Here is a 20,135-nt window from a genome sequence, read left to right on the forward strand (position 1 = left end):
CCGGCCTAACCGGCAGAGAGAGAGGGGACTTCATCATGCATACCGCCATTTCCGCCAAGCTCATCAACATCACCGCCGCTGCCTTGACTGGTGCAGCACTGCTGCTCGGCGCTGGCTCGGGTGCGGCGCACGCCGCCAACAAGATCGTGGCGCGCGTTTCGCTTTCGCAGCAGATCATGGAAGTCTCCGTCGACGGCCGGCCGACCTTCGCCTGGAAAGTCTCCACCGGCGACCGGGCCCATGTGACGCCGACCGGCTCGTTCAAGCCGACCCGCATGCATGAAATGTGGTACTCGAAGAAATACGACAACGCCCCGATGCCGCACTCGGTCTTCTTCAGCGGCGGCTATGCGGTGCACGCGACCTATGCGATCAAGCGCCTCGGCCAGCCGGCGTCGCATGGCTGCGTGCGGCTGCACCCCGACAACGCCGCTGATTTCTACCAGCTCGTCGAAACCTTCGGGGCGACCAACACCAGCATCGTCATCGTCAAGTAGCAGGCTGGAAACGGTGGCGTGTCAGCATGCTGTCGCGCCTCGAGGCTCCCGCTGGAAAACGCTGCGGTATCGAGCACAGCTCGAACCGGGTATCGAGCCCAGCCAAAAGAAAGAGGCCGGGAGATTCCCGGCCTCTTTTCTTTTGCTTCCATCGATTTGTCCTGCACATTTCCGGGCGGGACTCCCTCGACCGCCCTAGCTCGGCAGTGCCGGCATCAGCTTGGGGTCCGGCTTCTCCGCCAAATGAGGCAGATCCTTGCTGGCGATGAAGGTGTAGAACATGGGCACGACGAAGAGCGTGAACAGGGTTCCGACCAGGATGCCGGTGAAGATGACCAGGCCCATCGAATAGCGGGCCGCGGCACCAGCGCCGCTGGACGTGATCAGCGGCACCACGCCGAGCGCCATCGCCGCTGTCGTCATCAGGATCGGCCGCAGGCGCACCTTGGCCGAGGCGATGATGGCGTCGCGCCGCCGCATGCCATGTTTTTCACGCTGCTGGTTGGCGAACTCGACCAGCAGGATGCCGTGCTTAGTTATCAGACCGATCAGTGTGATCAGGCCGACCTGCGTGTAGATGTTGAGCGTCCCGAGGCCCAGATTGAGCGGCACGATCGCGCCGAAGATCGACAGCGGCACCGCCATCATGATGATCAGCGGGTCGCGGAAGCTTTCAAACTGCGCCGCCAGCACCAGATAGATGACGACCACGGCGGCCGCGAAAGCGATCAGGATGGTGTTGCCCTGTTCTTTTTCCTGCCGCGATTGACCGGAATAGTCGAGGAAGAAGGTGTCGGGCAGGCTCTCCTTGGCGATGTCCTCCAGCGCCTTCAGCCCGTCGCCGGTCGTGACGCCGGGCAGCGGGAGCGCCGAAATCGTCGACGAATTCAGCTGGTTGAACTGCTCGATTGCCGCCGGCGCCGCATTGGTCGAAATCTTGACCACCGCCGATAGCGGCACCATCTCGCCCGTCACGCTGCGCACGAAGTATTCGCCGAGCTTGTCGGGGTTGTCGCGAAACTCTTGCGGCACCTGCGGGATGATGTCGTAGCTGTTGGAGTCGCGGTCGAACTGCGCCACTTCGGCGCCGCCGACCAGCAAGGTCAGCGTGCGGCCGATATCGGCGATCGGCAGGTTCAGCGCTGCGGCGCGGTCGCGGTCGATGGTCACCGTCACCTCCGGCGCGTCATAGGCCATCGAATTCTGCACGACGATGAAGCGGCCGGAGGCCTGCGCCTTGTTCTTGATCTGCTCGGCCACCTCGTACACCTCCGAGGAAGCGCCCGTCGATCGCACCACCATGGAAATGGGCAGGCCGCCGCCGGAGCCCGGTAACGTCGGCGGTGCAAAGACGAAAGCCTCGACACCGGCCACTTTGGCGATACGGGCCGTAATGTCGGCCTGCAGTTCCTTCGAATTGCGCTTACGTTCCGCCCAGTCCTTGAAGGCATAGCCGACGAAGGCGCTGTTTGTCGTGCCGCCGAAGGCCACGGCCGAGAACTGCGCCCGTGTTTCGGGAATATCCTTCACCAGGCCGAGGATCTGGTTGACGTATGTCTCGGTGTAATCGGAGGTCGCATAACGCGGCCCCGTCACAATCGAGAGCAGAAAGCCCTGGTCTTCTTCCGGCGCCAGTTCGCTTGAGGTCTTGGTGAACATGAAGCCGGTGACGCCGACAAGCGCAAGCACGATGATCAGCGTCAATGGGCGATAGTTCAGTGATCCGGTGACGGCCCGTTCATAGCCATGCTCGACGCGCGCGAAGGTGCCGTCGACAATGCGCTGGAAACGGCCCGGCGTGCCGGACTTCAAGAGGCGTGCCGACATCATCGGGGTGATGGTGATGGCAATGACACCCGACAGCACCACCGAGCCGGCGAGCGTGACCGCGAATTCACGGAACAACGCGCCGGTCAGGCCGCCGGTGAAGGCCAGCGGCGCGAACACGGCGGCCAGCGTCATGGTCATGGCAACGATGGCCGACGATATTTCGCGCATACCGCTGAACGCGGCCTGCATCGGCGACATGTGGTCTTCTTCCATATGGCGATGGATGTTCTCCACCACCACGATGGCGTCGTCGACGACCAGGCCGATCGCCAGAACCATGGCCAGCAGCGACAGCAGGTTGATCGAGTAGCCGACCGCAAACAAAAGGAAGCAGACGCCGATCAGCGACAACGGGATGGTGATGATAGGCATCATCACCGACCGGAAGGAGCCAAGGAACAGAAGGATGACGACGATGACGATGGCAACCGCCTCGGCGATGGTCTTGAACACCTCTTCGATCGAGGCGCTGATCTGCCCGGTCGCATCGTAGACGACCTCGATCGTCATTCCCTTCGGCAGTGTCTCCTGAATCTGTGGCACCAGCTTGGTGAGCGCAGCCGCCGTGGTCAGCGGATTGGCCGCCGGCGTCGGGAAGATGGCGAGGAAGGTGCCGGGCTTTCCGTTGAACGAGACCCTGGTGTCGGTGTTCTCGGCGGCGAGTTCGACGCGGGCCACGTCGCGCAACCGCACCACATTGCCGTCAGTCGAGCGCAGCGGCAGCTCGGCGAAGGCCTCCGGCGTCTGCAATGTCGAGCGCACGGTGATCGAGGAAACGACATACTCGTTCTGGGTGTTGCCGGGCGCCGACAGGAAGTTGGAATTGTTGATCGCCGTCAGCAGTTCGGAGGCCGTCACGCCGCGCGCGGCAAGCTTGACCGGATCGATCCAGACGCGCATCGAGTATTCCTGGGCGCCGAAGATCTGCACGTCGGCGACGCCTTCGACCGTCGACATGCGCGGTCTGATGACGCGCTCGATATACTCGGTCAGCTGCTCCTTCGTCATGTTCGGATTCTGCATCGAGATGTACATCATCGCGAACTGCTGGCCGGTGCCCTTGACGATGACAGGGTCCTTCGATGCGTCCGGCAAGGTGCCGCGCACGCCCTGGACCTTGGACAGAACTTCGGTCAGCGCGACGTCGGGGTTCGAGCCGAGCTTCATCTGCACCGTCACGGTGCTGGAGGACGGGCGGCTGGACGAGGTGACGTAGTCGATGTTTTCGGTCGAGGCGACGGCGCGCGCGATCGGGGCGGAAATGAAGCCCTGGATCAGATCGGCGCTGGCGCCCGGATAGGCCGTGGTGATGGTGATCGCCGTTTCGTCGACCTTCGGATACTGCCGGATCGACAGGTTGAAGATGCCCTGGAAACCCAGAAGCAGGATCATGCAGCCAAGGACCGTCGAAAGAACAGGCCGGCGAATGAAGAGATCGGAAATGCTCATTGCTGGTCGGCCTGCTTGTTTGCCGATTTGGTCGGGTCGATGGTGTTGTCCACAACGACGGACATGCCGTTGAAGAGGCGGTTCTGACCGGCGGTGACGACTTCGTCGCCAGCCTTCAGCCCCTCGACGATCTCGACCATGCCTTGATTGCGGCGGCCGGGCTTGACGAACACCTGCGACAGCACGAGCGCGGGCTTGTCACCTTCCGCCGCCGGCTTGGCCGCATCGGGAGCCTGGTCAGTCGGCTTTGCCGCATCGGCGGTGGGCTTGGCAGCATCAGCCGCCGGCTTCATGGCATCGGCCGGCTTGGTGTCCGCAGGCTTGGCATCAGCCGATTTGTCGGCTGCCGGCGCGGCGGGTTTTTCCTCCGGCTTGGCAGCTGGCGCCGCCTCGGCGGGCTTGGCTGGCTGCACCACGAAGATGTAGTCGCCATAGAGACTTGTCGTCAGCGCCGTCTGCGGCAGGGTCAGCACGTTCTGCTCTTCGGGCAGCTCGACACGCACCTGCACGAACTGGCCGGGGGTCAGCTTGCCATCGGGATTGGCGACTTCCGCCCGGATGTTCACCAGCCGGCTGGACGAGTCGATCTTCGGGTCGATGCCGCGAATGGCGCCTGCGAATGGCCTGTCCTCACCGCCAAAGCCCAATCGAATCGTCTGGCCTATCTTGAGCAAGGCGAGTTGCTGTTCGGGAACCGAGAAATCGACCCGCATCGTGTCGAGATCCTGCAATGTCACCACGGCGGTGCCGGGCGCCAGATACTGGCCGATATCGATCCTCGGAATGCCCACCGTGCCGCCGAAAGGCGCCGTCAACTGCTTCTGCTCGAGCACGGCCTGCAGCTTGGTGACCTGAGACGCCGAGGCCGAGGCCGCCGCACGCGCCGTGTCCAGCGTCGAGTCGGAGCCAACGCCACGCCTGGTCAGTTCGATGGCGCGGGCAAGCGATGCCTGATCGAGCGCGGCCTGCGCCTTCTGGGCGTCGAGATCGGCGCGCTCGACAGCGTCATCGAGCTGCAGCAGAACCGCATTGTCGGCCACCTTCTGGTTGGCATGGAAAAGGATGTCCTTGACGATGCCGGTGGTCTCAACCGCCAGGTCGACACCGCGCACAGCCTTGACCGTACCGATAGCCTCGACGCCTGGCGTCCAGGCCGAAGGCTTGGCGATGGTGGTCGAAACGGTTGCCGCCGGCGGCTTCATCGATGCGAAATACTGCTTGATGCCGTTGTCGCGCAGGAAGTTGAAGCCGACGATGCCGCCGACCACGACGACGAGCACGGCCAGAACCAGAACGATGATAAAGATACGGAGTATGCGCTTGAACAAGGAAGTCCCCTCAGTCGAAATCCGGCGCAAAGCGCGGATATCGGGACACATATCGACTGCGGGTCCCGATTTCAAACAATGGCGGTCTTACTGTACCGTCTGGACGGTCTTGTCAATTGGGCCTAGACTTGCGAAGGGAGGCGCCATGAGAGCCCAACGAACGAACTCGCGCGAGAAGATTCTCGCTGCGGCGGCCGATGTTGCGCGGGAATCCGGACCCGGCAGCCTGTCGCTGGAAGCGGTCGCCAGCCGCGCCGGTGTATCGAAGGGCGGGCTTCTCTACAATTTTCCGACTAAGGCCAAATTGATGCAGGGTCTGGTCGAAGGCTATCTGCGCGAGTTCGAGCAAGCGCTTGAATCCGCCCGCACAAATGACAAGGACGAAAATCCCCTGGCCGTCTACATCAGGCTGTCGGCCAATGATTGCGAGGAAAAGCAGCCGTCGGCGTCCTGGATCTTCTCGGCCATCGCCGAGGATCCCGATTTCATGATGCCGATAAAGACCTTCAAGCGGCAGCTTTTCGAGCGGCTGAAGGGCGAAACGCCGGATCTCAAATCGCTATTGATCTGCTATCTCGCCATCGAGGGATTGCGCAGCATGAACCTCTTCGATTCGGATGTCCTGTCGAAAGACGAGCGCGAGCTGTTGGTATCGTCCCTGCTCGAGATTGCCAAATAGGTCGCCCACCCGCTTTTCGGCCAGGCCTGTGCGTCAACGCGGTTCGCCGGCGTCACACAGGGTTCATCGTGCGGCCATAGCGTTCTTCCCAGTTCTTTGCTGCAATGCATCTGGAGTGGGACATGGTGGTATAGTTCCAGCGAGGCGGGCATTCCGAGACCGGATCATCCGCTGGAACAATCGGGCAGTGCGAAGTGGTTCCTGCCCGCCTTCGGCGTGCGCAGCGCCGCCCCATTGCAGCCGGAACCGTTCGCCGCCATCGTTCCGGCAACGCCCGACGCAATTTGCTGCTTGCCTGAGTGCTGACGCTGCCGTGCTCGATCACGCTCGGCCCTGAAGGCTTTAGTCTAGCATTTGCTTCCGGCGGCCAGTAGCGGGGTGTCTCCTGGTTGGATTCCGCTGCTCGTTCGACGCGAGAGTTTCGGGATAGCGGCGATCAACTCTTGGGTATAGGCCTGCTGCGGACGATCCAGAACGTCTTCCGTATTGCCATACTCAACCAGCTTGCCGTGCTGCATGACCGCAACGTGCTCGCAGAGATAACGCACCACGCCCAGATCGTGGGAAATCAGGATCAGCGTCAGCGACAATTCGCGGCGCAGCCGCGCAAAGAGGCCGAGCACCTGGGCCTGGATGGTGACGTCCAGAGCGGAGGTGACTTCATCGGCGATCAAGATCTCGGGCTCCAGCGCCAGGGCTCTGGCGATGCCGACGCGCTGCCGCTGGCCGCCGGAAAGCTGCGTGGTGCGTCGGTCCAGCAACTGGCGTGGCAATTCCACTTTTTCCATCAGCTCACGGATCCGCTCCGGGATGTCTCTTTCCGGGCAGATGTTCTGTTGCCGCAGCGGTTCGGCCAGAGTTCGCGCAACCGTAAACGCCGGGTTGAGGGACATGAACGGGTCCTGGAACACCATCTGCAGTTTGCGAACCTGCTCCGGTCGGCGCTGCCTCAGTGCGCGATCGAGCGATTGGCCGTCCACCTCGATCTCTCCTTGTTGCGGCTGCACAAGGCCTGCAATAGCCCGGGCTATGGTGCTCTTGCCGGAACCGGACTCGCCGACGATCCCCAGCGCCCCACCGCGCCGCAATGCCAGCGAAACATTGTCGACGGCGCGCACGATTTGCGGCGGCTTGCGCGTCGCCCAGGCCGCAAGGCTCTGCCCAGGGTAGAAGTTCACGCACAGGTTCTTCACCAGGAGATGCGGTTCCGTCGCCACGGGGCAGGCATGCGTGGTCGGCTTCATCAGCGAGGGTTGGGAAGCGATCAGGCGCTTCGTGTATTCATGGGCGGGGTCACGCAGGATCTGATCGACCGAGCCGATTTCCAGCACCGCACCGTCCTTCATGACGACGACGCGGTCGCACATTTCCGCGATCACGCCAAGGTCGTGAGAGACCAGAATGACCGACAGGTTGCGTTCACGCCGGATGCCGCGGAGCAGGTCGAGTATCTGAGCTTGCACCGTGACATCAAGCGCCGTCGTGGGCTCGTCGGCAATCAGCAGTTTCGGTTCGCAGGCAAGGGCCGCCGCGATCATCACCCGCTGACGCATGCCACCGGACAGCTCGTGAGGATAGGCGCCCGCGCGCCTTGACGCGTCCTTGATATGCATGTCTTCGAGCAGTCCGACCGCCCGCGCATTGGCCTGCCGCCAGGATATGCCCTGATGGACCACCATCGCCTCGCCCACCTGACGCCCGACCGTCATGATCGGATCAAGATGCGTCGACGGGTTCTGGAAGATCATCGCCGCTTGCCCGCCGCGCAGCCGGCCCAGCTCGGCATCCTTCATGGCGAGGACGTCGCTGCCCTCGAACATGATCCGGCCCGACTTCACCAGTGCGTTGCCGGCAATCAGCTTGAGGATGGCCCTGCAGGCCACCGTCTTGCCCGATCCGGATTCACCGACGATCCCAAGGACCTCTCCCGCTTTTAGTGAAAAGCTGACGCCGCGCAGGGCGTGGACGTCGCCAAAATTGGTGGCGAAGTCGATGGTGAGGTTCTCGACGCTGACGAGGTCGCTCATCTCAGGATTCCGTGTTCAGGAGGCGGGCGAGACCATCAGCGGTCAACGAGAGGCCCAGCGCCAGAAGGCAGATGGCGATGCCTGGGAAGATCGCAATCCACCATGCGGTCGTCAGGTAGGTCTGCCCGTCCGCGATCATGGCGCCCCATTCGGGCGTCGGCGGTTGTACGCCGAGGCCGAGAAAACCCAATGATGATCCGAGCACGATGGCCAGCACGGCATCGGTCATGACGAAGACGATCGATGGGACGATGGCATTCGGCAGGATGTGGAACAGCATGATGCGCAAATGCCCAAAACCCATGCCACGTGCCGCCAGCACGAAATCTACGCCGCGCAGCACCAGCGCCTGGCTCCGCACAAGTCGCGCATAGCTGACCCAGTTCACCAAGGTGAGCGAGATGAAGTAGCTCTTGAGGCCGGGCCCCAGCACGGCCACGATGGCGATCACGAGGACGAAATAGGGAAATGATACGGTGACCTCGAGGATGCGCATCAGCGCCGCATCGATCCGGCCACCCAGATAGCCGGCGATAAGGCCGATGATCGTCCCCAGGATGATCGGACCGACGACGCCGAAGAAGGCCATGGCGAGATCGTAGCGTGCGGCAAACAGTGTCCGCGCCAGGACATCGCGGCCGATGGCGTCGGTGCCAAACCAATGCTCGGCGCCAGGTGGTTTCAGCGCCTGCATCACATCGACCTTGATCGGGTCGAAACTGGTCAGCACCGGCGCCAGAATGGCCACGACGATCCAGGCCAAGGTGATGGCGCCGCCGATGGCCAAGGTTGCCGGCATCGTCCGGATCCGCGCCATGGCCAAGGAGCCGCTGCCCTGCATCACATCGCTCATAATTCCACCCTTGGGTCGAGAATGGCGGTCAAGACATCGACGGCAAAATTCGAAATGACGACACCTACGGCAAGCAGCAGGGCCACTGCCTGGACGACGAACTGGTCGTGCGTGAGAACGCCGCGGATGAGCAGGTTGCCGAGCCCTGGAATGTTGAAGACATTTTCGACAACGACCGTCCCGCCGATCAGGAAGGCGACCACGACGCCCAGCAGATTGACTGTCGGCAACAGGGAATTCCAGAACACATGCCGGGAAAAGATGTAGCTTTCCGGCAGGCCCCTGGAGCGGCAGGCGATCGCATAATCCTTGTCCAGCTGCTGAATGAAGGTCGCGCGCAGATTGCGCGCGAGGATCGGCGTCACCCCGATACCGATCGTCAGGGCCGGCAAGAACAGATGCCACAGATTGTTGATAAAGGTCGGTCCGTAACCGGATACCGGGAAAATCTTCAGCCGCAGGCAGAAGCCCATGATCAACAGCAGGCCGACAAAGTAGGACGGCACGCCGACGCCCGCGACGCAGACGAGACGGATGAGGTGATCGATCCACCGTCCGCGCTGCCGGGCAGCGGTGACCGCGAGCGCGAATGTCAACAGCAGCGAGATCACGAGGCCGTAGAGGATCAAGAAAACCGTTGGCGCGATCCGTGCCGCGATGACGCCGCTGACGGGACCCCGGAAGGCGATCGACTGACCGAAATCGCCGCGCAGGCAATTCAGCACGTAATAGAAATACTGCACGGGGATGGGCTGATCGAGACCGTATCGCGCCCGCACGAATTCGATCGCCTCCTGACTGGCCTTGGGGCCAAGCATGAGGCGAACCGGATCGCCGGGTGTCATTTGCAGCAGCAGGAAGGTGATCACACTGATACCCAGCAGCACGGGGATCAACTGTATCGGCCGTCTAAGCACGAAGGAGAATCGATTCATGGTCGGGATCCTGGTGTCAAATCGATGCGAGACGGGGACGAAGTGTCTCGTCCCCGTCTCGCATCCTGTGCTGATCAATCCAGGCTGGTCCCGCCGATGGACGAGAATTGCAGGCCGACGTTCAGGACCAACCCTTTCACGCTCGGGGCGTAGGCGTTGAGCCACGTCGGGTGATAGAGCGCCACCTGCGCCACCTCGTCCACCACGGTCTTCTGGATCTGGGCATAGAGCTCGGCCCGTTTGGCATTGTCCGCCTCACCCGAGGCTTCATCGATCAGTTTGTCGACCGTTTCGTTGTTGTAGCGGGTGTAGTAGGACTTGTTGTCGCCCGCGCCCCAGACGCACCAGCGCAATGCGTTGTCGGGATCTCGCGTCTCGTTGTACCACCAGTTCATTTCCGCCTGATACTCGCCATCGGCGAGGCGGGTCCATGCCTGGGTTGAATCGATCTTGGCAATGTTGACGGTGATGCCGACTTCCGCCAACTGCGCCTGGATCAGCACCGCCGCCTTTTCCTCGTCGGCACTTCCGGCATTCTGGATGAGTTCGAAACTGGCTCCGGTCTTGCCGGATTCTGCCAGCAGGGCCTTGGCCTTTTCGACGTCTCGGGCAATGACTGGCAGCGATTTGTCGAAGAAATCGAGCGTCGGGCTCATGATGGAACTGGCCGGCGTGCCGAGACCCAGCGTCACCGCGGCATTGATGGCCGTGCGGTCGATGCCATAGCTGACGGCCTGGCGGAATTTGAGGTCGTTGAAGGGTTCTGCCGAATGGTTGATCAGCATGTCATAGGTGGTGCTCGAAGGTTCAGGGTCGGCCCGGAAGCCGGCGGCCTTCAACTCGGCCATGCGCGGGGCCGGAACTGCGAGGCAGACGTCGAGTTCGCCCGCCTGCAACATCGAGACCCTGGTGTTGTCGTCCGGGACATAGCGGAATTCGACGCCGTCGATCTTGGGCTCGCCTTGGCGGTAATAATGCTCGTTGCGGCCAAGGACCACGCGGTCTCCCGGCTTCAATTCGACGAATTTGAACGGCCCTGATGTGACCGGCGCCTTGGCGAAAGCGTCGTCGCCCATTTTCTCGACCGCTGCCTTCGGCACGATGCCGGTATTCCAGATTTCGGTCAGCGTCAGGAAGGGCGTGAATTTGCGGTCGAGCGTCATCACCACTGTCCTGGCGTCCTTTGCCTCGACCTTGGTCAGGGGCTGAAACGGCGCCGCATAGGCGGAATCCTTCTGGAAGCGCATGCGGTTCCAGCTGAACGCCACGTCCTCGGCCGTGATCGGCGACCCATCGGAAAATTTGGCCTCGCGCAGGTGGAAGGTATAGGTCTTGCCGTCATCCGCGATGTCCCAGCTCTCGGCAAGGCCCGGGCCGACTTCTGTGCGATCGGCATTGGCATGCAGCAGGCGTGCATACATCATGCCCTGGATAAGGATATCGGCTCCGTAAGTGGTTTTGATCGGGTCCAGGGTGAGAACCTCGGCCCCATAGGCCATACGCAGTATCTTGCTGCCGTCAGCATTGGCTCGAAGCAATGTGGCCGGCAACGTCGCGATGCTGAAGCCGGCAAACGCCGCACTTTTGAGGAATACTCTGCGGTCCATGACAATCTCCCATTTTCGTTGATGATGTTCCCGGGGCGGTTCCATGCTTGTTGGTTCAAGCAGTCCTTGTTGGTTCAAGCAGTCTTGGTGATGTGGGCAGGTGGTTTGCGCTGGTGCCAGGCGTAGTCGGCCTCAAGCACCGCACCTAGCCGTAGCAGCAGATCGTCGCGTCCGAATGCGGCGACAAACTGCACGCCGATCGGCAGGCCGTTTTGCGTCCAGCCGAGCGGCAGGGATATCGCCGGCGATCCAGTGCCGTTGAAGAGCGCGCTGAACGTCTCCTTCGGCGCCAGATCGGCGAACACCGTATCGATGTCGCGGCCGGGACGATCCGGGTTGTACGTGCCGAGCAACTCCGGCGAGATCGCGCAAGTCGGCGTCACCAGCACGTCATGGACGGCCAGGAATTCGCCAACCGTCCGCGTGATCTGGTCATAAACAGCGAGGGCCGCGATCAGGCTTGCCGCGTCCAGCGTTCGGCCATGGCGATAGACAGCAAGTGTCGTCTGCTGCAGGCAGGCCTCTTCGACTGGCCGTCGCAGCAAGCCCGCCAACTCGTCGAGCGACTGCGCCGTAGAAGCTGCCCAGATCACTTTCTGTGCCGCCAGATAGCGCTCATAATCGAACACAGGCCCGGCTTCGACGACCTTGTGGCCCAGTTGCTCCAGCCTCTTGCCCACTTCGAGAACTGCCGCCTTCACCTCGGTGTCGAGCGGAAAGCCGGACCAGGACGTTGTGCACAGGGCAATGCGCAAAGCCTTGGGTGGCGTCTTGATCGCCTGGGCATAGCTGGTGGTTGGAGGGACGATCTCATAGCTGTCGCCGGGAAGCGCACCAGACCCCAGATCAAGCAAAGCCGCCGTGTCGCGGATCGAGCGTGTCAGCATGAATGAAATGGCGAGACCCAGCATTGGCGCATTCGATTCCGGCGCGCCGCTGATCCGGCCACGAGAGGGCTTCAGGCCGACGACACCACAAAAGGCGGCGGGGGTGCGGATGGAGCCGCCACCATCGGCGCCTTGCGCGAAAGGAACGATGCCGGCGGCAACGGCTGCCGCTGCGCCGCCGCTCGATCCCGAAACACCCCTGCTGGTATCCCAGGGGTTGCGTGTCGCACCATAGAGGGAGGATTCGGTTGCCGCCGCTATGCCGAATTCCGACGTGGTGGTACGCCCGATATTGGCAAGGCCGCCGGATCGCATTTTCACCCAGAAGGCGTGATCGTCGCCGCAGATGAAACCCTTGGCGAGAACGCTGCCGAACTCTCCCGGCCGGCCAGCTTCGATGGGGAAATCCTTGGTCAATGTCGGCGTGCCGTGGAAAGGTGCGGGTCCGGGGACCTCGCCGAGCGCTTCGATCGCATCGGCATAGGTTTCGATCACGGCATTGAGCTGCGGATTGACCGCGGCGATCCCTGAAATGATGCAGTTTCCCAGTTCGCGCGGCGTAACTTCCCGCTTGCGCAGGAGCTCGGCCAGACCAACGCCGTCATAGGCGGCGTATTCCGTCAACTTCATGCGCTTGCCCTGACAGTCCACGGTTTCAGCAACGGGTGATGCATCGTCATTCTTCGACTTCTTCCTCTTTGATGTGCCGTGCGACGCGCCGTGGCGGTTTGTGGAAGGTTCGCAGGATCCCGGCGATATCCTCCAGCTCATTCATCCGCGTCTCGGCCGATTTGCCGAGTTTCTCGGCAACGGAATGCGTGAGGAGGTTCAGAACCGAACTTATCGCGGCCGTCGAATCCCAGTACAGGTCGACGCGCGTCGATACTTCGAGCGCCAGTTTTGTGTATTCAGATGCCCAATGACTGTATTTGTCGGTAACGATGATCAGAGGAATCTTCCGGCGCTTGATCTGGGCACACAGCCGAAAGCTCATCGCTGCGTATTCCGCCGTGTCGATCAGCAGCACGCAAGAATTTTCGCCGCTATCGGTGAGGATTTCCGAGAACGTGCCGCCCAAACCTTCGGCAAAGCGGACATCGCTCCGCACCCAGCGCAGACGCGTCGCGAAATCGAGCCCCAATCCCTTCACTGCCTGGAAGCTGACGCAGTTCACGCGATCGCAGGTGCTCAGCAGATGAACGATTTCGGACCACATCTCGCCCTGGGCAAGGCCATAGGCCGCGGTCAAGGCCTGCTGCTCCATCTCCAGGCTGCGAGCCAACCGCTCCCGCTTTTCGCCGCCGATGCGGAAACGCAACTCGGCACTGTCCAGGCCCGGGCCTCCGGCTTTCGGTGCGGAGCGCAGGCCACGCTTCATTTCCTTGAGATCGGTGTAGCCGAGACGCCGTACGAAACGGGTGACGCTTGCCTCGCTTACACCGGCGCCGACGGCAATGGTGGCGCCAGTTTCAAAGGGAATGTCATGGATGTTGGCGAGCAGGTATCGCGCGATTGCCTGCTCGGTCCGGGCGAAATCCAGCCAGCCCTCACGCAACCTGGCTTCCAGCGCACTGGCCACCTCGGTCTCTCCGGACACAGCCTTCCCGCCAGGCGTTTTCGTCTTCATCGACCGCACGTCCCTTGGCAGACCTATTTGGAACAGACCGGAAAATGCCACCCCAGGAAGCGCACTCCATTTCCAGTCGTGGCACGACGCTAGCACGCGAGAAGACGCCATGAAAGATAAATTTTATAGTTTTATATTCCGGTATTTTTATTTCATGATCGGTCAAGGTGCGGTGCTGACGCGGTCCGGTATTTGGGATCCAGCCTTGCAGACCACCCTGTCAGGGGACGGCGGCTGGACGGCGCAGCAAAGGCTGGCGAAGTAAAGGCTACAGCCTGAGCTTGGTCAAAGTTCCTTGACGAGGCGGTTCTCATCGCCCTGCAGATAGGTCTCCCACAAATAGTTGGAGACCAGCCGCCGGTATCGCTCGGCGTTAACCAACTTACGGTAGCCAGCGCCGCCGATATGCAAAAAGGCGCTGCCCAACATTTGATGACCGGAGTCGGCCTCGCCGAGGTTCAGATGAGCCGTAGTGGCTGGCACATCCACTACGTCGTTTTCGCCGAGCAGGCGATAGAGCCCAGCCCAATTGCCTCCGCCGGTGTCCATCCCGTGGATGAAGCGGGGGTTAAAGTCCATGTCCACGTTCTCCATGGCGCTAAAGCGAAAGAAGCAGAACCCTGCCCACAAAAACCACGCTTGGTGATCCGAAGTTGACCAGCGCTTTGAGCCATAGACGGCTTTTCCTTCCATCGTCGCGGGAATGTCCACGGGGATGATCGGAAAGCAGTCGTGATCCAGAAAGCCGAACAGCTCCGGCTGCATCGGCCGGATGATATTGTGGAAGATCCAGTTCATGGACGTTCCGTGCGACCGATTGGGATGACGCTCCCAGTTTCGGGGCAAGCTGAAATAGGCGACGCCTCGCGCTCGACAGATTTCCTCGATGCGGGTGCGAGCCGATTGCTTTGGAGAGTTGTCGACAACGACCAGCGTCATTCCGGACGAATACAGCTCCCAGGAGCGGGCCATCGCGTCGATGACCCAAGGGGTGTTGAAGGCAATGACAAAACAAAATCGCCGATCACCGGTTCGCCGGACTTCGTCGGCGAACTTCAGGCCTTCCGCAACACCGCGTCCGCGGACGTTGCGTTCAATCAAGGCATTTCGCAATGCCTTGGCGGCTCTGACAGGCCGGTTCTGGTTCAGCAGATCGATAAGGACCCTCCTCGGGTTCCAGCTCATACAATTCCCCCAGGCTCTGAATGAGCTGCGGCTTTATTAGGCCGAAGCCTACTTTCTCACAAGTCAGGCCGTGGGGCAGCGCGTGATGGCGTCAGCGCCGGCACCTGATCGAGCTCCGTAGGGCCCTCCGCATTTGAGGTGGCCGCCGTCATGGCGATCGTTACGAGGATGGACCGGTCTCCTTGTTCCGTGCGTCAGGAAACTCGCCCCCGCGCCTGCCCACCGGTATGCACCCCGCTGTGCGGCCGCCTTTGCCTGGGGTCGCCGCGCCTCCCCGAAAGCGTGTCAAAAAGGCATCGATTTTGGACATTAGTCTTGACAGAAATACAGATGTTCAATACCCGTCAGGCAATCGAACAAGCCTGCATTTTTGGGAGGAACGAGCGGTATGGCTTCCAATGTTTCGTTGACGGGCCTTGCCCGCGATCTCGAGGAACGCGCCAAGTCGGGCAAGCCTATCCGCATCGGCCTGATCGGCTCGGGCGAGATGGGAACCGACATCGTCACCCGTGTCGCCCATATGTCGGGCATCGAGATCGGCGCCATTTCCGAACTGAACCTGCCTGCCGCCAGCAAGGCGGTCGATATCGCCTTCCAGGAAACCGGGCATGCGCGCGAAGTGTCCAACGCTTCGGCGATGACCGCGGCGATGGAAGCCGGCAAGGTCGCGGTGACCAACGACGCCAATCTGGTCATCAACAACGATCTGATCGACGTCGTCATCGACGCCACCGGGGTTCCCGCCGTCGGCGCCGAGATCGGGCTGCGCGCCATGGAACATGGCAAGCATCTGGTGATGATGAATGTCGAGGCCGACGTCACCATCGGCGCCTATCTGAAGAGCGAGGCCGACCGGCTCGGCGTCACCTATTCGCTGGGCGCCGGCGACGAGCCGTCCTCCTGCATGGAACTCATCGAATTCGTTTCGGCCATGGGCCATCCGATCGTTGCCGCAGGCAAGGGCAAGAACAATCCGCTCAACATCGACGCCATTCCCCCAGACTATGAGGAGGAAGCCAAGCGCCGGCACATGAACGTGCGGATGCTGGTCGAATTCGTCGACGGCTCCAAGACCATGGTCGAGATGGCGGCAATCGCCAATGCCACCGGCCTGGTTCCAGACAAGGCCGGCATGCATGGCCCGGCGGCGACGCTTGGCGAACTGTCCAAGGTGCTGGTGCCGCAGAAGGATGGCGGCGTGCTGTCGAGGGTCGGCGTCGTCGACTATTCGATCGGCAAGGGTGTCGCGCCAGGCGTCTTCGTCGTTGCCGACATGTCGCATCCGCGTATCTCCGAGCGCATGGAAGATTTGAAGATGGGCAAAGGCCCGTATTTCACTTTCCATCGTCCCTATCACCTTACCTCGCTCGAAGTGCCGCTGACCTGCGCCCGCGTCGTGCTCTACGGCAAGGCCGACATGGTGCCGCTGGCCAAACCGGTGGCCGAAGTCGCCGCCGTGGCCAAGAAGGACATGAAGCCCGGCGAGAAGCTCGATGCGATCGGCGAATATTGCTACCGTGCCTGGATCATGACGACGCCTGAGGCGCGCGCCGCCAAGGCCATTCCCTGCGGCCTGCTGCAGGGCGGCTCGGTCACCGCGCCGATCAAGAAGGGCGAGCTCATAACCTACGCGAATGCAGCGCCCGCGGCGGGCTCCAAGATCGCCGAACTGCGCGCCCGCCAGGACAAGCTTGTCTATGGGGCCGTGGGAGCGTGATCATGGCCACAGCCAGCAAAGCCGTCACTGACAGTCGCGCCAATCTGCCCTTCGTCTACCGCCACTACAGCGCCGAGCAGCTCAGGGAGGTGCTCCACAAGATGTACCTGATCCGCCGCTTCGAAGAGGGCGCGGAGGAGTGCTACACGCGCGGTCTCATCCACGGCACCATGCATTTGTCGATCGGCCAGGAAGCCAGCGCCATGGGCATCTGCATGCCGCTTGCTGAGGATGACCAGATCACCTCGACGCATCGCGGTCATGGCCACTGCATAGCCAAGGGTGCCGAGGTCAAGCGCATGTTCGCCGAGTTCTTCGGTAAGACCACAGGCTATTGCAAGGGCCGTGGCGGCTCGATGCACATCGCCGATGTCGGCAAGGGCAATCTCGGCGCCAATGGCATCGTCGGTGGCGGCATCCCGATCGCCGTCGGGGCGGCATTGTCCTCCAAGATGATGAAGACCGGCAAGGTCGTGGTCTCCTTCTTCGGCGATGGCGCCAACAATGAAGGCGCTTTCCACGAGGCGCTCAACATGGCGGCGGTCTGGAAGCTGCCTGTCATTTTCGTCTGCGAGAACAATGGCTATGGCATGTCGACATCGACGGCCCGCTCGACCGCCGTCAAGAACATCGCCGAGCGCGCCGCCGCCTATTCGATGCCCGGCGTCATCGTCAACGGCAACATCTTCTCCGAGGTCGCCGAGGCGTCTCATCAGGCCATCGCCCGAGCCCGCGCCGGCGAGGGGCCGACGCTGATCGAGTCCAAGACCTACCGCCATCGCGGCCATTCCAAAAGCGACCGCAACCGCTATCGCACCAAGGAAGAGATCGAGGACTGGATGTCGAACCGCGATCCGATCACCCTGTTCGAAAGCGAGCTCAGGGAATTCGGCTTCATCGACGACAAGGGCATCGAGGCCATTCGCGATGCCGTGGCGCAAGAGATCGCCGAGGGCATCGAGTTCGCCAAGGCGAGCCCATCGCCCGATATCAGCGAGACCGGAAATTACGTGTATACGGAGCAGGCGTGATGGACGCGATGGTGCGTGAACTGAGCTACGCCCAGGCGATCCAGGAAGCCATGGCGATCGCCATGGACATGGACGAACGCGTCTTCCTGATGGGTGAGGATATCGGTGTCTATGGCGGCGCCTTCCAGGTCACCGGCGACCTGGTCGAACGTTACGGCGCTGACCGCGTCATCGACACACCGATTTCGGAACTGGGCGGCGCGGGCGTTGCGGTGGGCGCTGCCCTCACCGGCATGCGGCCGATCTTCGAGTTCCAGTTTTCCGATTTCGCCACGCTTGCTATGGAGCAGATCGTCAACCAGGCGGCCAAGATGCGCTTCATGCTGGGCGGCGAGGTTTCGGTTCCCGTGGTGATGCGCTTTCCCGCCGGTTCCGGGACTGGTGCGGCGGCTCAGCACAGCCAGAGCCTCGAGGCCTGGCTCGGCCATGTGCCGGGTCTGAAAGTCATCCAGCCGGCGACCCCCTATGATGCCAAGGGTATGCTTTTGGCGGCGGTCGCCGATCCCGATCCAGTCATGATCTTCGAGCACAAGCTGCTCTACAAGATGAAGGGACCGGTGCCCGAAGGCTATTACACCGTGCCGATCGGCAAGGCCGATATCCGCCGCGAGGGCCGGGACCTGACCATCGTCGCCACCTCGATCATGGTGCAGAAGGCGCTCGACGCGGCTGCCGCGCTGGAGAGCGAAGGCATCGACGTCGAAGTCGTCGATCTCCGGACCATCCGGCCGATGGACAAGCAGACCGTCATCGACAGCGTCAAGAAAACGTCGCGGCTGCTATGCGTCTACGAAGCGGTCAAGACGCTGGGCATCGGCGCCGAAGTCAGTGCCATGATCGCCGAGAGCGAGGCTTTCGATTATCTCGATGCGCCGATCGTGCGGCTGGGCGGCGCCGAAACGCCGATCCCCTACAATCCGGAACTTGAGAAAGCGACGGTGCCGCAGGTTCCCGACATCATCACCGCCGCGCGCGACCTCGTGAAAGGGGTTCGCTGAGAAATGCCGACCGAAGTCATTCTTCCCAAGGTCGACATGGACATGGCGACCGGACAGATCTCGCGCTGGTTCGCCGAGGAGGGCGCGCGCGTCAAGAAGGGCGATGTGCTGTTCGAGATCGAGACCGACAAGGCGGCGATGGAGATCGACGCGCCGGCCAGCGGCGTCCTGCGCGATGTCAGCGGCAAGGAAGGTGTCGATATTGCGGTCGGCGCTGCCGTCGCGTGGATTTATGCTGACGATGAGGCTTATGGGGCTGATGTCGCTGCGACAAAGCAGGACAAAGCGCCAATCTCCCCACCCGTGGGGGAGATGTCGGCGAAGCCGACAGAGGGGGGCGCTGCCCAGCCAACGTCGCATTCTGTCACGCCCCCCTCTGCCCTGCCCTCTTTGCCGCCACTTGGCATCTCCCCCACAAGGGGGGAGATTGGCCAATCCCCATCCGCCGGCCGTGCAACACCGCTTGCCCGACGCCTGGCCCGCGAGGCGGGTCTTGCCCTTGCCAGCATTGCCGGCACCGGCCCGCATGGCCGGGTGGTGAAGGCGGATGTCGATGCGGCGATTGCCGGTGGAGGCGCCCAGGCGGCGCCTGCCGCCAAGGCTCCTGCTGGCGCTCCTGCGCCTGCGGTGAAGGCGATGTCGGACGATCAGGTGCTGAAGCTGTTCGAACAGGGCTCCTACGACCTCGTCCCGCATGACAATATGCGCAAGACCATCGCGCGGCGCCTGGTCGAGGCCAAGACCACCATCCCGCATTTCTACCTGACGCTCGACTGCGAACTTGATGCGCTGTTGGCGCTGCGCACGCAAATCAATGCGGCTGCCCCGGTGAAGAAGACCGATAAGGGCGACGCTCCGGCCTACAAGCTGTCGGTCAACGACATGGTCATCAAGGCGATGGCGATGGCGCTGAAGGCGGTGCCGGATGCCAATGCCTCATGGACCGAAAGCGCCATGGTCAAGCACAAGCATGCCGATGTCGGCGTCGCGGTGTCGATCCCGGGCGGCTTGATCACGCCGATTATCCGCAAGGCCGATGAGAAGACGCTGTCCACCATCTCCAACGAGATGAAGGATCTGGCCAGCCGCGCGCGCAGCCGCAAGCTGAAGCCGGAAGAGTATCAGGGCGGCACCACGGCGGTGTCCAACCTCGGCATGTTCGGCATCAAGGATTTTGCCGCCGTCATCAATCCGCCGCATGCGACGATCCTGGCCGTTGGTGCCGGCGAGGAGCGGGCGGTGGTCAAGAACGGCGAGATCAAAATCGCCACCGTGATGTCGGTGACGCTGTCGACCGACCATCGCGCCGTCGACGGCGCGCTGGGTGCCGAACTGCTGGTCGCCTTCAAGCGCCTGATCGAGAATCCGATGGGCATGCTGGTCTAGGTCCTGTCGGGAGCCGGTGCCAAATCATGCGCCGGCTCACAAACAGAAACGACTTGTCAGGCGCCAACCCTTGACCCATGTTCTATCTGGACTGCGACC

At 62.1% G+C, this 20,135-nt stretch carries 16 protein-coding genes; 7 read left to right on the plus strand and 9 right to left on the minus strand.

Going from position 1 to position 20,135, the window contains the following annotated elements; genetic code table 11:
* The first annotated feature begins 35 nt into the window (after positions 1-35).
* Positions 36-497, plus strand: a complete 462-nt coding sequence (locus NKH95_RS01170) for a L,D-transpeptidase (protein WP_023811018.1) — start codon at positions 36-38, stop codon at positions 495-497.
* A 195-nt stretch (positions 498-692) separates the two neighbouring features.
* On the opposite strand, the gene NKH95_RS01175 is transcribed toward NKH95_RS01170, so the two are convergent.
* On the minus strand, positions 693-3,776 hold the full coding sequence (locus NKH95_RS01175; protein WP_352772779.1) for an efflux RND transporter permease subunit: 3,084 nt from the start codon (positions 3,774-3,776) through the stop codon (positions 693-695).
* A complete protein-coding gene (locus NKH95_RS01180) occupies positions 3,773-5,104 on the minus strand; it encodes an efflux RND transporter periplasmic adaptor subunit (RefSeq protein ID WP_352890626.1) in 1,332 nt (443 codons plus the stop codon). Before NKH95_RS01180 ends, NKH95_RS01175 begins: the two co-directional genes overlap by 4 nt.
* 145 nt (positions 5,105-5,249) lie before the next feature.
* On the opposite strand from NKH95_RS01180, the gene NKH95_RS01185 reads away from it, so the two are divergent.
* Complete coding sequence (locus NKH95_RS01185; protein ID WP_352890628.1) at positions 5,250-5,783, plus strand: TetR/AcrR family transcriptional regulator; 534 nt, start codon at positions 5,250-5,252, stop codon at positions 5,781-5,783.
* Between the two features lie 347 nt (positions 5,784-6,130).
* Here the strand turns inward: NKH95_RS01185 and NKH95_RS01190 are convergent, their stop codons facing one another.
* The 6 genes from NKH95_RS01190 to NKH95_RS01215 all read right to left on the minus strand — a co-directional run bounded on the left by NKH95_RS01190 (position 6,131) and on the right by NKH95_RS01215 (position 13,719).
* The gene (locus tag NKH95_RS01190) at positions 6,131-7,810 is read right to left on the minus strand and encodes a dipeptide ABC transporter ATP-binding protein (protein WP_352798824.1); all 1,680 of its coding nucleotides are present in this window, start codon (positions 7,808-7,810) and stop codon (positions 6,131-6,133) included.
* 1 nt (position 7,811) lies between these two features.
* Entirely contained in the window at positions 7,812-8,663 is an 852-nt protein-coding gene (locus NKH95_RS01195) for an ABC transporter permease (RefSeq protein ID WP_292695968.1), read from the minus strand.
* On the minus strand, positions 8,660-9,598 hold the full coding sequence (locus NKH95_RS01200; RefSeq protein WP_023811025.1) for an ABC transporter permease: 939 nt from the start codon (positions 9,596-9,598) through the stop codon (positions 8,660-8,662). Before NKH95_RS01200 ends, NKH95_RS01195 begins: the two co-directional genes overlap by 4 nt.
* A 74-nt stretch (positions 9,599-9,672) precedes the next feature.
* The gene (locus tag NKH95_RS01205; protein ID WP_050592685.1) at positions 9,673-11,205 is read right to left on the minus strand and encodes an ABC transporter substrate-binding protein; all 1,533 of its coding nucleotides are present in this window, start codon (positions 11,203-11,205) and stop codon (positions 9,673-9,675) included.
* A gap of 74 nt (positions 11,206-11,279) precedes the next feature.
* Complete coding sequence (locus tag NKH95_RS01210; protein WP_352890630.1) at positions 11,280-12,722, minus strand: amidase; 1,443 nt, start codon at positions 12,720-12,722, stop codon at positions 11,280-11,282.
* Positions 12,723-12,768: 46 nt separating this feature from the next.
* Entirely contained in the window at positions 12,769-13,719 is a 951-nt protein-coding gene (locus tag NKH95_RS01215; protein WP_352890633.1) for a MurR/RpiR family transcriptional regulator, read from the minus strand.
* Positions 13,720-13,828: 109 nt separating this feature from the next.
* Here NKH95_RS01215 and NKH95_RS01220 point away from each other — a divergent pair, with 109 nt between their 5' ends.
* Positions 13,829-13,984: a hypothetical protein gene (locus NKH95_RS01220; RefSeq protein ID WP_352890635.1), complete on the plus strand. Its 156-nt coding sequence runs from the start codon at positions 13,829-13,831 to the stop codon at positions 13,982-13,984.
* A gap of 20 nt (positions 13,985-14,004) precedes the next feature.
* On the opposite strand, the gene NKH95_RS01225 is transcribed toward NKH95_RS01220, so the two are convergent.
* Complete coding sequence (locus tag NKH95_RS01225) at positions 14,005-14,904, minus strand: hypothetical protein (protein ID WP_352890639.1); 900 nt, start codon at positions 14,902-14,904, stop codon at positions 14,005-14,007.
* Positions 14,905-15,292: 388 nt separating this feature from the next.
* Between NKH95_RS01225 and NKH95_RS01230 the strand changes: the two genes are divergently transcribed.
* From NKH95_RS01230 to NKH95_RS01245, 4 genes are read left to right on the plus strand one after another with little or no spacing between them, the layout of a single operon-like run.
* Positions 15,293-16,621 carry an NAD(P)H-dependent oxidoreductase gene (locus NKH95_RS01230; RefSeq protein WP_128305049.1) on the plus strand — a complete coding sequence of 443 codons (1,329 nt, stop codon included), beginning with the start codon at positions 15,293-15,295 and terminating at the stop codon, positions 16,619-16,621.
* 2 nt (positions 16,622-16,623) lie between these two features.
* On the plus strand, positions 16,624-17,652 hold the full coding sequence (locus tag NKH95_RS01235) for a thiamine pyrophosphate-dependent dehydrogenase E1 component subunit alpha (RefSeq protein WP_127261511.1): 1,029 nt from the start codon (positions 16,624-16,626) through the stop codon (positions 17,650-17,652).
* On the plus strand, positions 17,652-18,650 hold the full coding sequence (locus tag NKH95_RS01240; protein ID WP_128305050.1) for an alpha-ketoacid dehydrogenase subunit beta: 999 nt from the start codon (positions 17,652-17,654) through the stop codon (positions 18,648-18,650). Before NKH95_RS01235 ends, NKH95_RS01240 begins: the two co-directional genes overlap by 1 nt.
* A 3-nt stretch (positions 18,651-18,653) precedes the next feature.
* Positions 18,654-20,036 (plus strand): pyruvate dehydrogenase complex dihydrolipoamide acetyltransferase, encoded by a 1,383-nt coding sequence (locus NKH95_RS01245; protein ID WP_352890642.1) that lies wholly within the window; start codon positions 18,654-18,656, stop codon positions 20,034-20,036.
* The last annotated feature ends 99 nt before the right edge of the window (positions 20,037-20,135 follow it).

The organism is Mesorhizobium sp. M0848 (assembly GCF_040319805.1).
Taxonomy (GTDB): Bacteria; Pseudomonadota; Alphaproteobacteria; order Rhizobiales; family Rhizobiaceae; genus Mesorhizobium.

What these genes read in the sequence shown, in the direction of transcription:
- NKH95_RS01170 (WP_023811018.1), top strand. Translation starts at nt 36, where the DNA reads ATGCATACCGCCATTTCCGCCAAGCTCATCAACATCACCGCCGCTGCC.
- NKH95_RS01175 (WP_352772779.1), bottom strand. Translation starts at nt 3,776, where the DNA reads ATGAGCATTTCCGATCTCTTCATTCGCCGGCCTGTTCTTTCGACGGTC.
- NKH95_RS01185 (WP_352890628.1), top strand. Translation starts at nt 5,250, where the DNA reads ATGAGAGCCCAACGAACGAACTCGCGCGAGAAGATTCTCGCTGCGGCG.
- NKH95_RS01190 (WP_352798824.1), bottom strand. Translation starts at nt 7,810, where the DNA reads ATGAGCGACCTCGTCAGCGTCGAGAACCTCACCATCGACTTCGCCACC.
- NKH95_RS01195 (WP_292695968.1), bottom strand. Translation starts at nt 8,663, where the DNA reads ATGAGCGATGTGATGCAGGGCAGCGGCTCCTTGGCCATGGCGCGGATC.
- NKH95_RS01200 (WP_023811025.1), bottom strand. Translation starts at nt 9,598, where the DNA reads ATGAATCGATTCTCCTTCGTGCTTAGACGGCCGATACAGTTGATCCCC.
- NKH95_RS01205 (WP_050592685.1), bottom strand. Translation starts at nt 11,205, where the DNA reads ATGGACCGCAGAGTATTCCTCAAAAGTGCGGCGTTTGCCGGCTTCAGC.
- NKH95_RS01210 (WP_352890630.1), bottom strand. Translation starts at nt 12,722, where the DNA reads ATGAAGTTGACGGAATACGCCGCCTATGACGGCGTTGGTCTGGCCGAG.
- NKH95_RS01215 (WP_352890633.1), bottom strand. Translation starts at nt 13,719, where the DNA reads ATGAAGACGAAAACGCCTGGCGGGAAGGCTGTGTCCGGAGAGACCGAG.
- NKH95_RS01220 (WP_352890635.1), top strand. Translation starts at nt 13,829, where the DNA reads ATGAAAGATAAATTTTATAGTTTTATATTCCGGTATTTTTATTTCATG.
- NKH95_RS01225 (WP_352890639.1), bottom strand. Translation starts at nt 14,904, where the DNA reads ATGAGCTGGAACCCGAGGAGGGTCCTTATCGATCTGCTGAACCAGAAC.
- NKH95_RS01230 (WP_128305049.1), top strand. Translation starts at nt 15,293, where the DNA reads ATGGCTTCCAATGTTTCGTTGACGGGCCTTGCCCGCGATCTCGAGGAA.
- NKH95_RS01235 (WP_127261511.1), top strand. Translation starts at nt 16,624, where the DNA reads ATGGCCACAGCCAGCAAAGCCGTCACTGACAGTCGCGCCAATCTGCCC.
- NKH95_RS01240 (WP_128305050.1), top strand. Translation starts at nt 17,652, where the DNA reads ATGGACGCGATGGTGCGTGAACTGAGCTACGCCCAGGCGATCCAGGAA.
- NKH95_RS01245 (WP_352890642.1), top strand. Translation starts at nt 18,654, where the DNA reads ATGCCGACCGAAGTCATTCTTCCCAAGGTCGACATGGACATGGCGACC.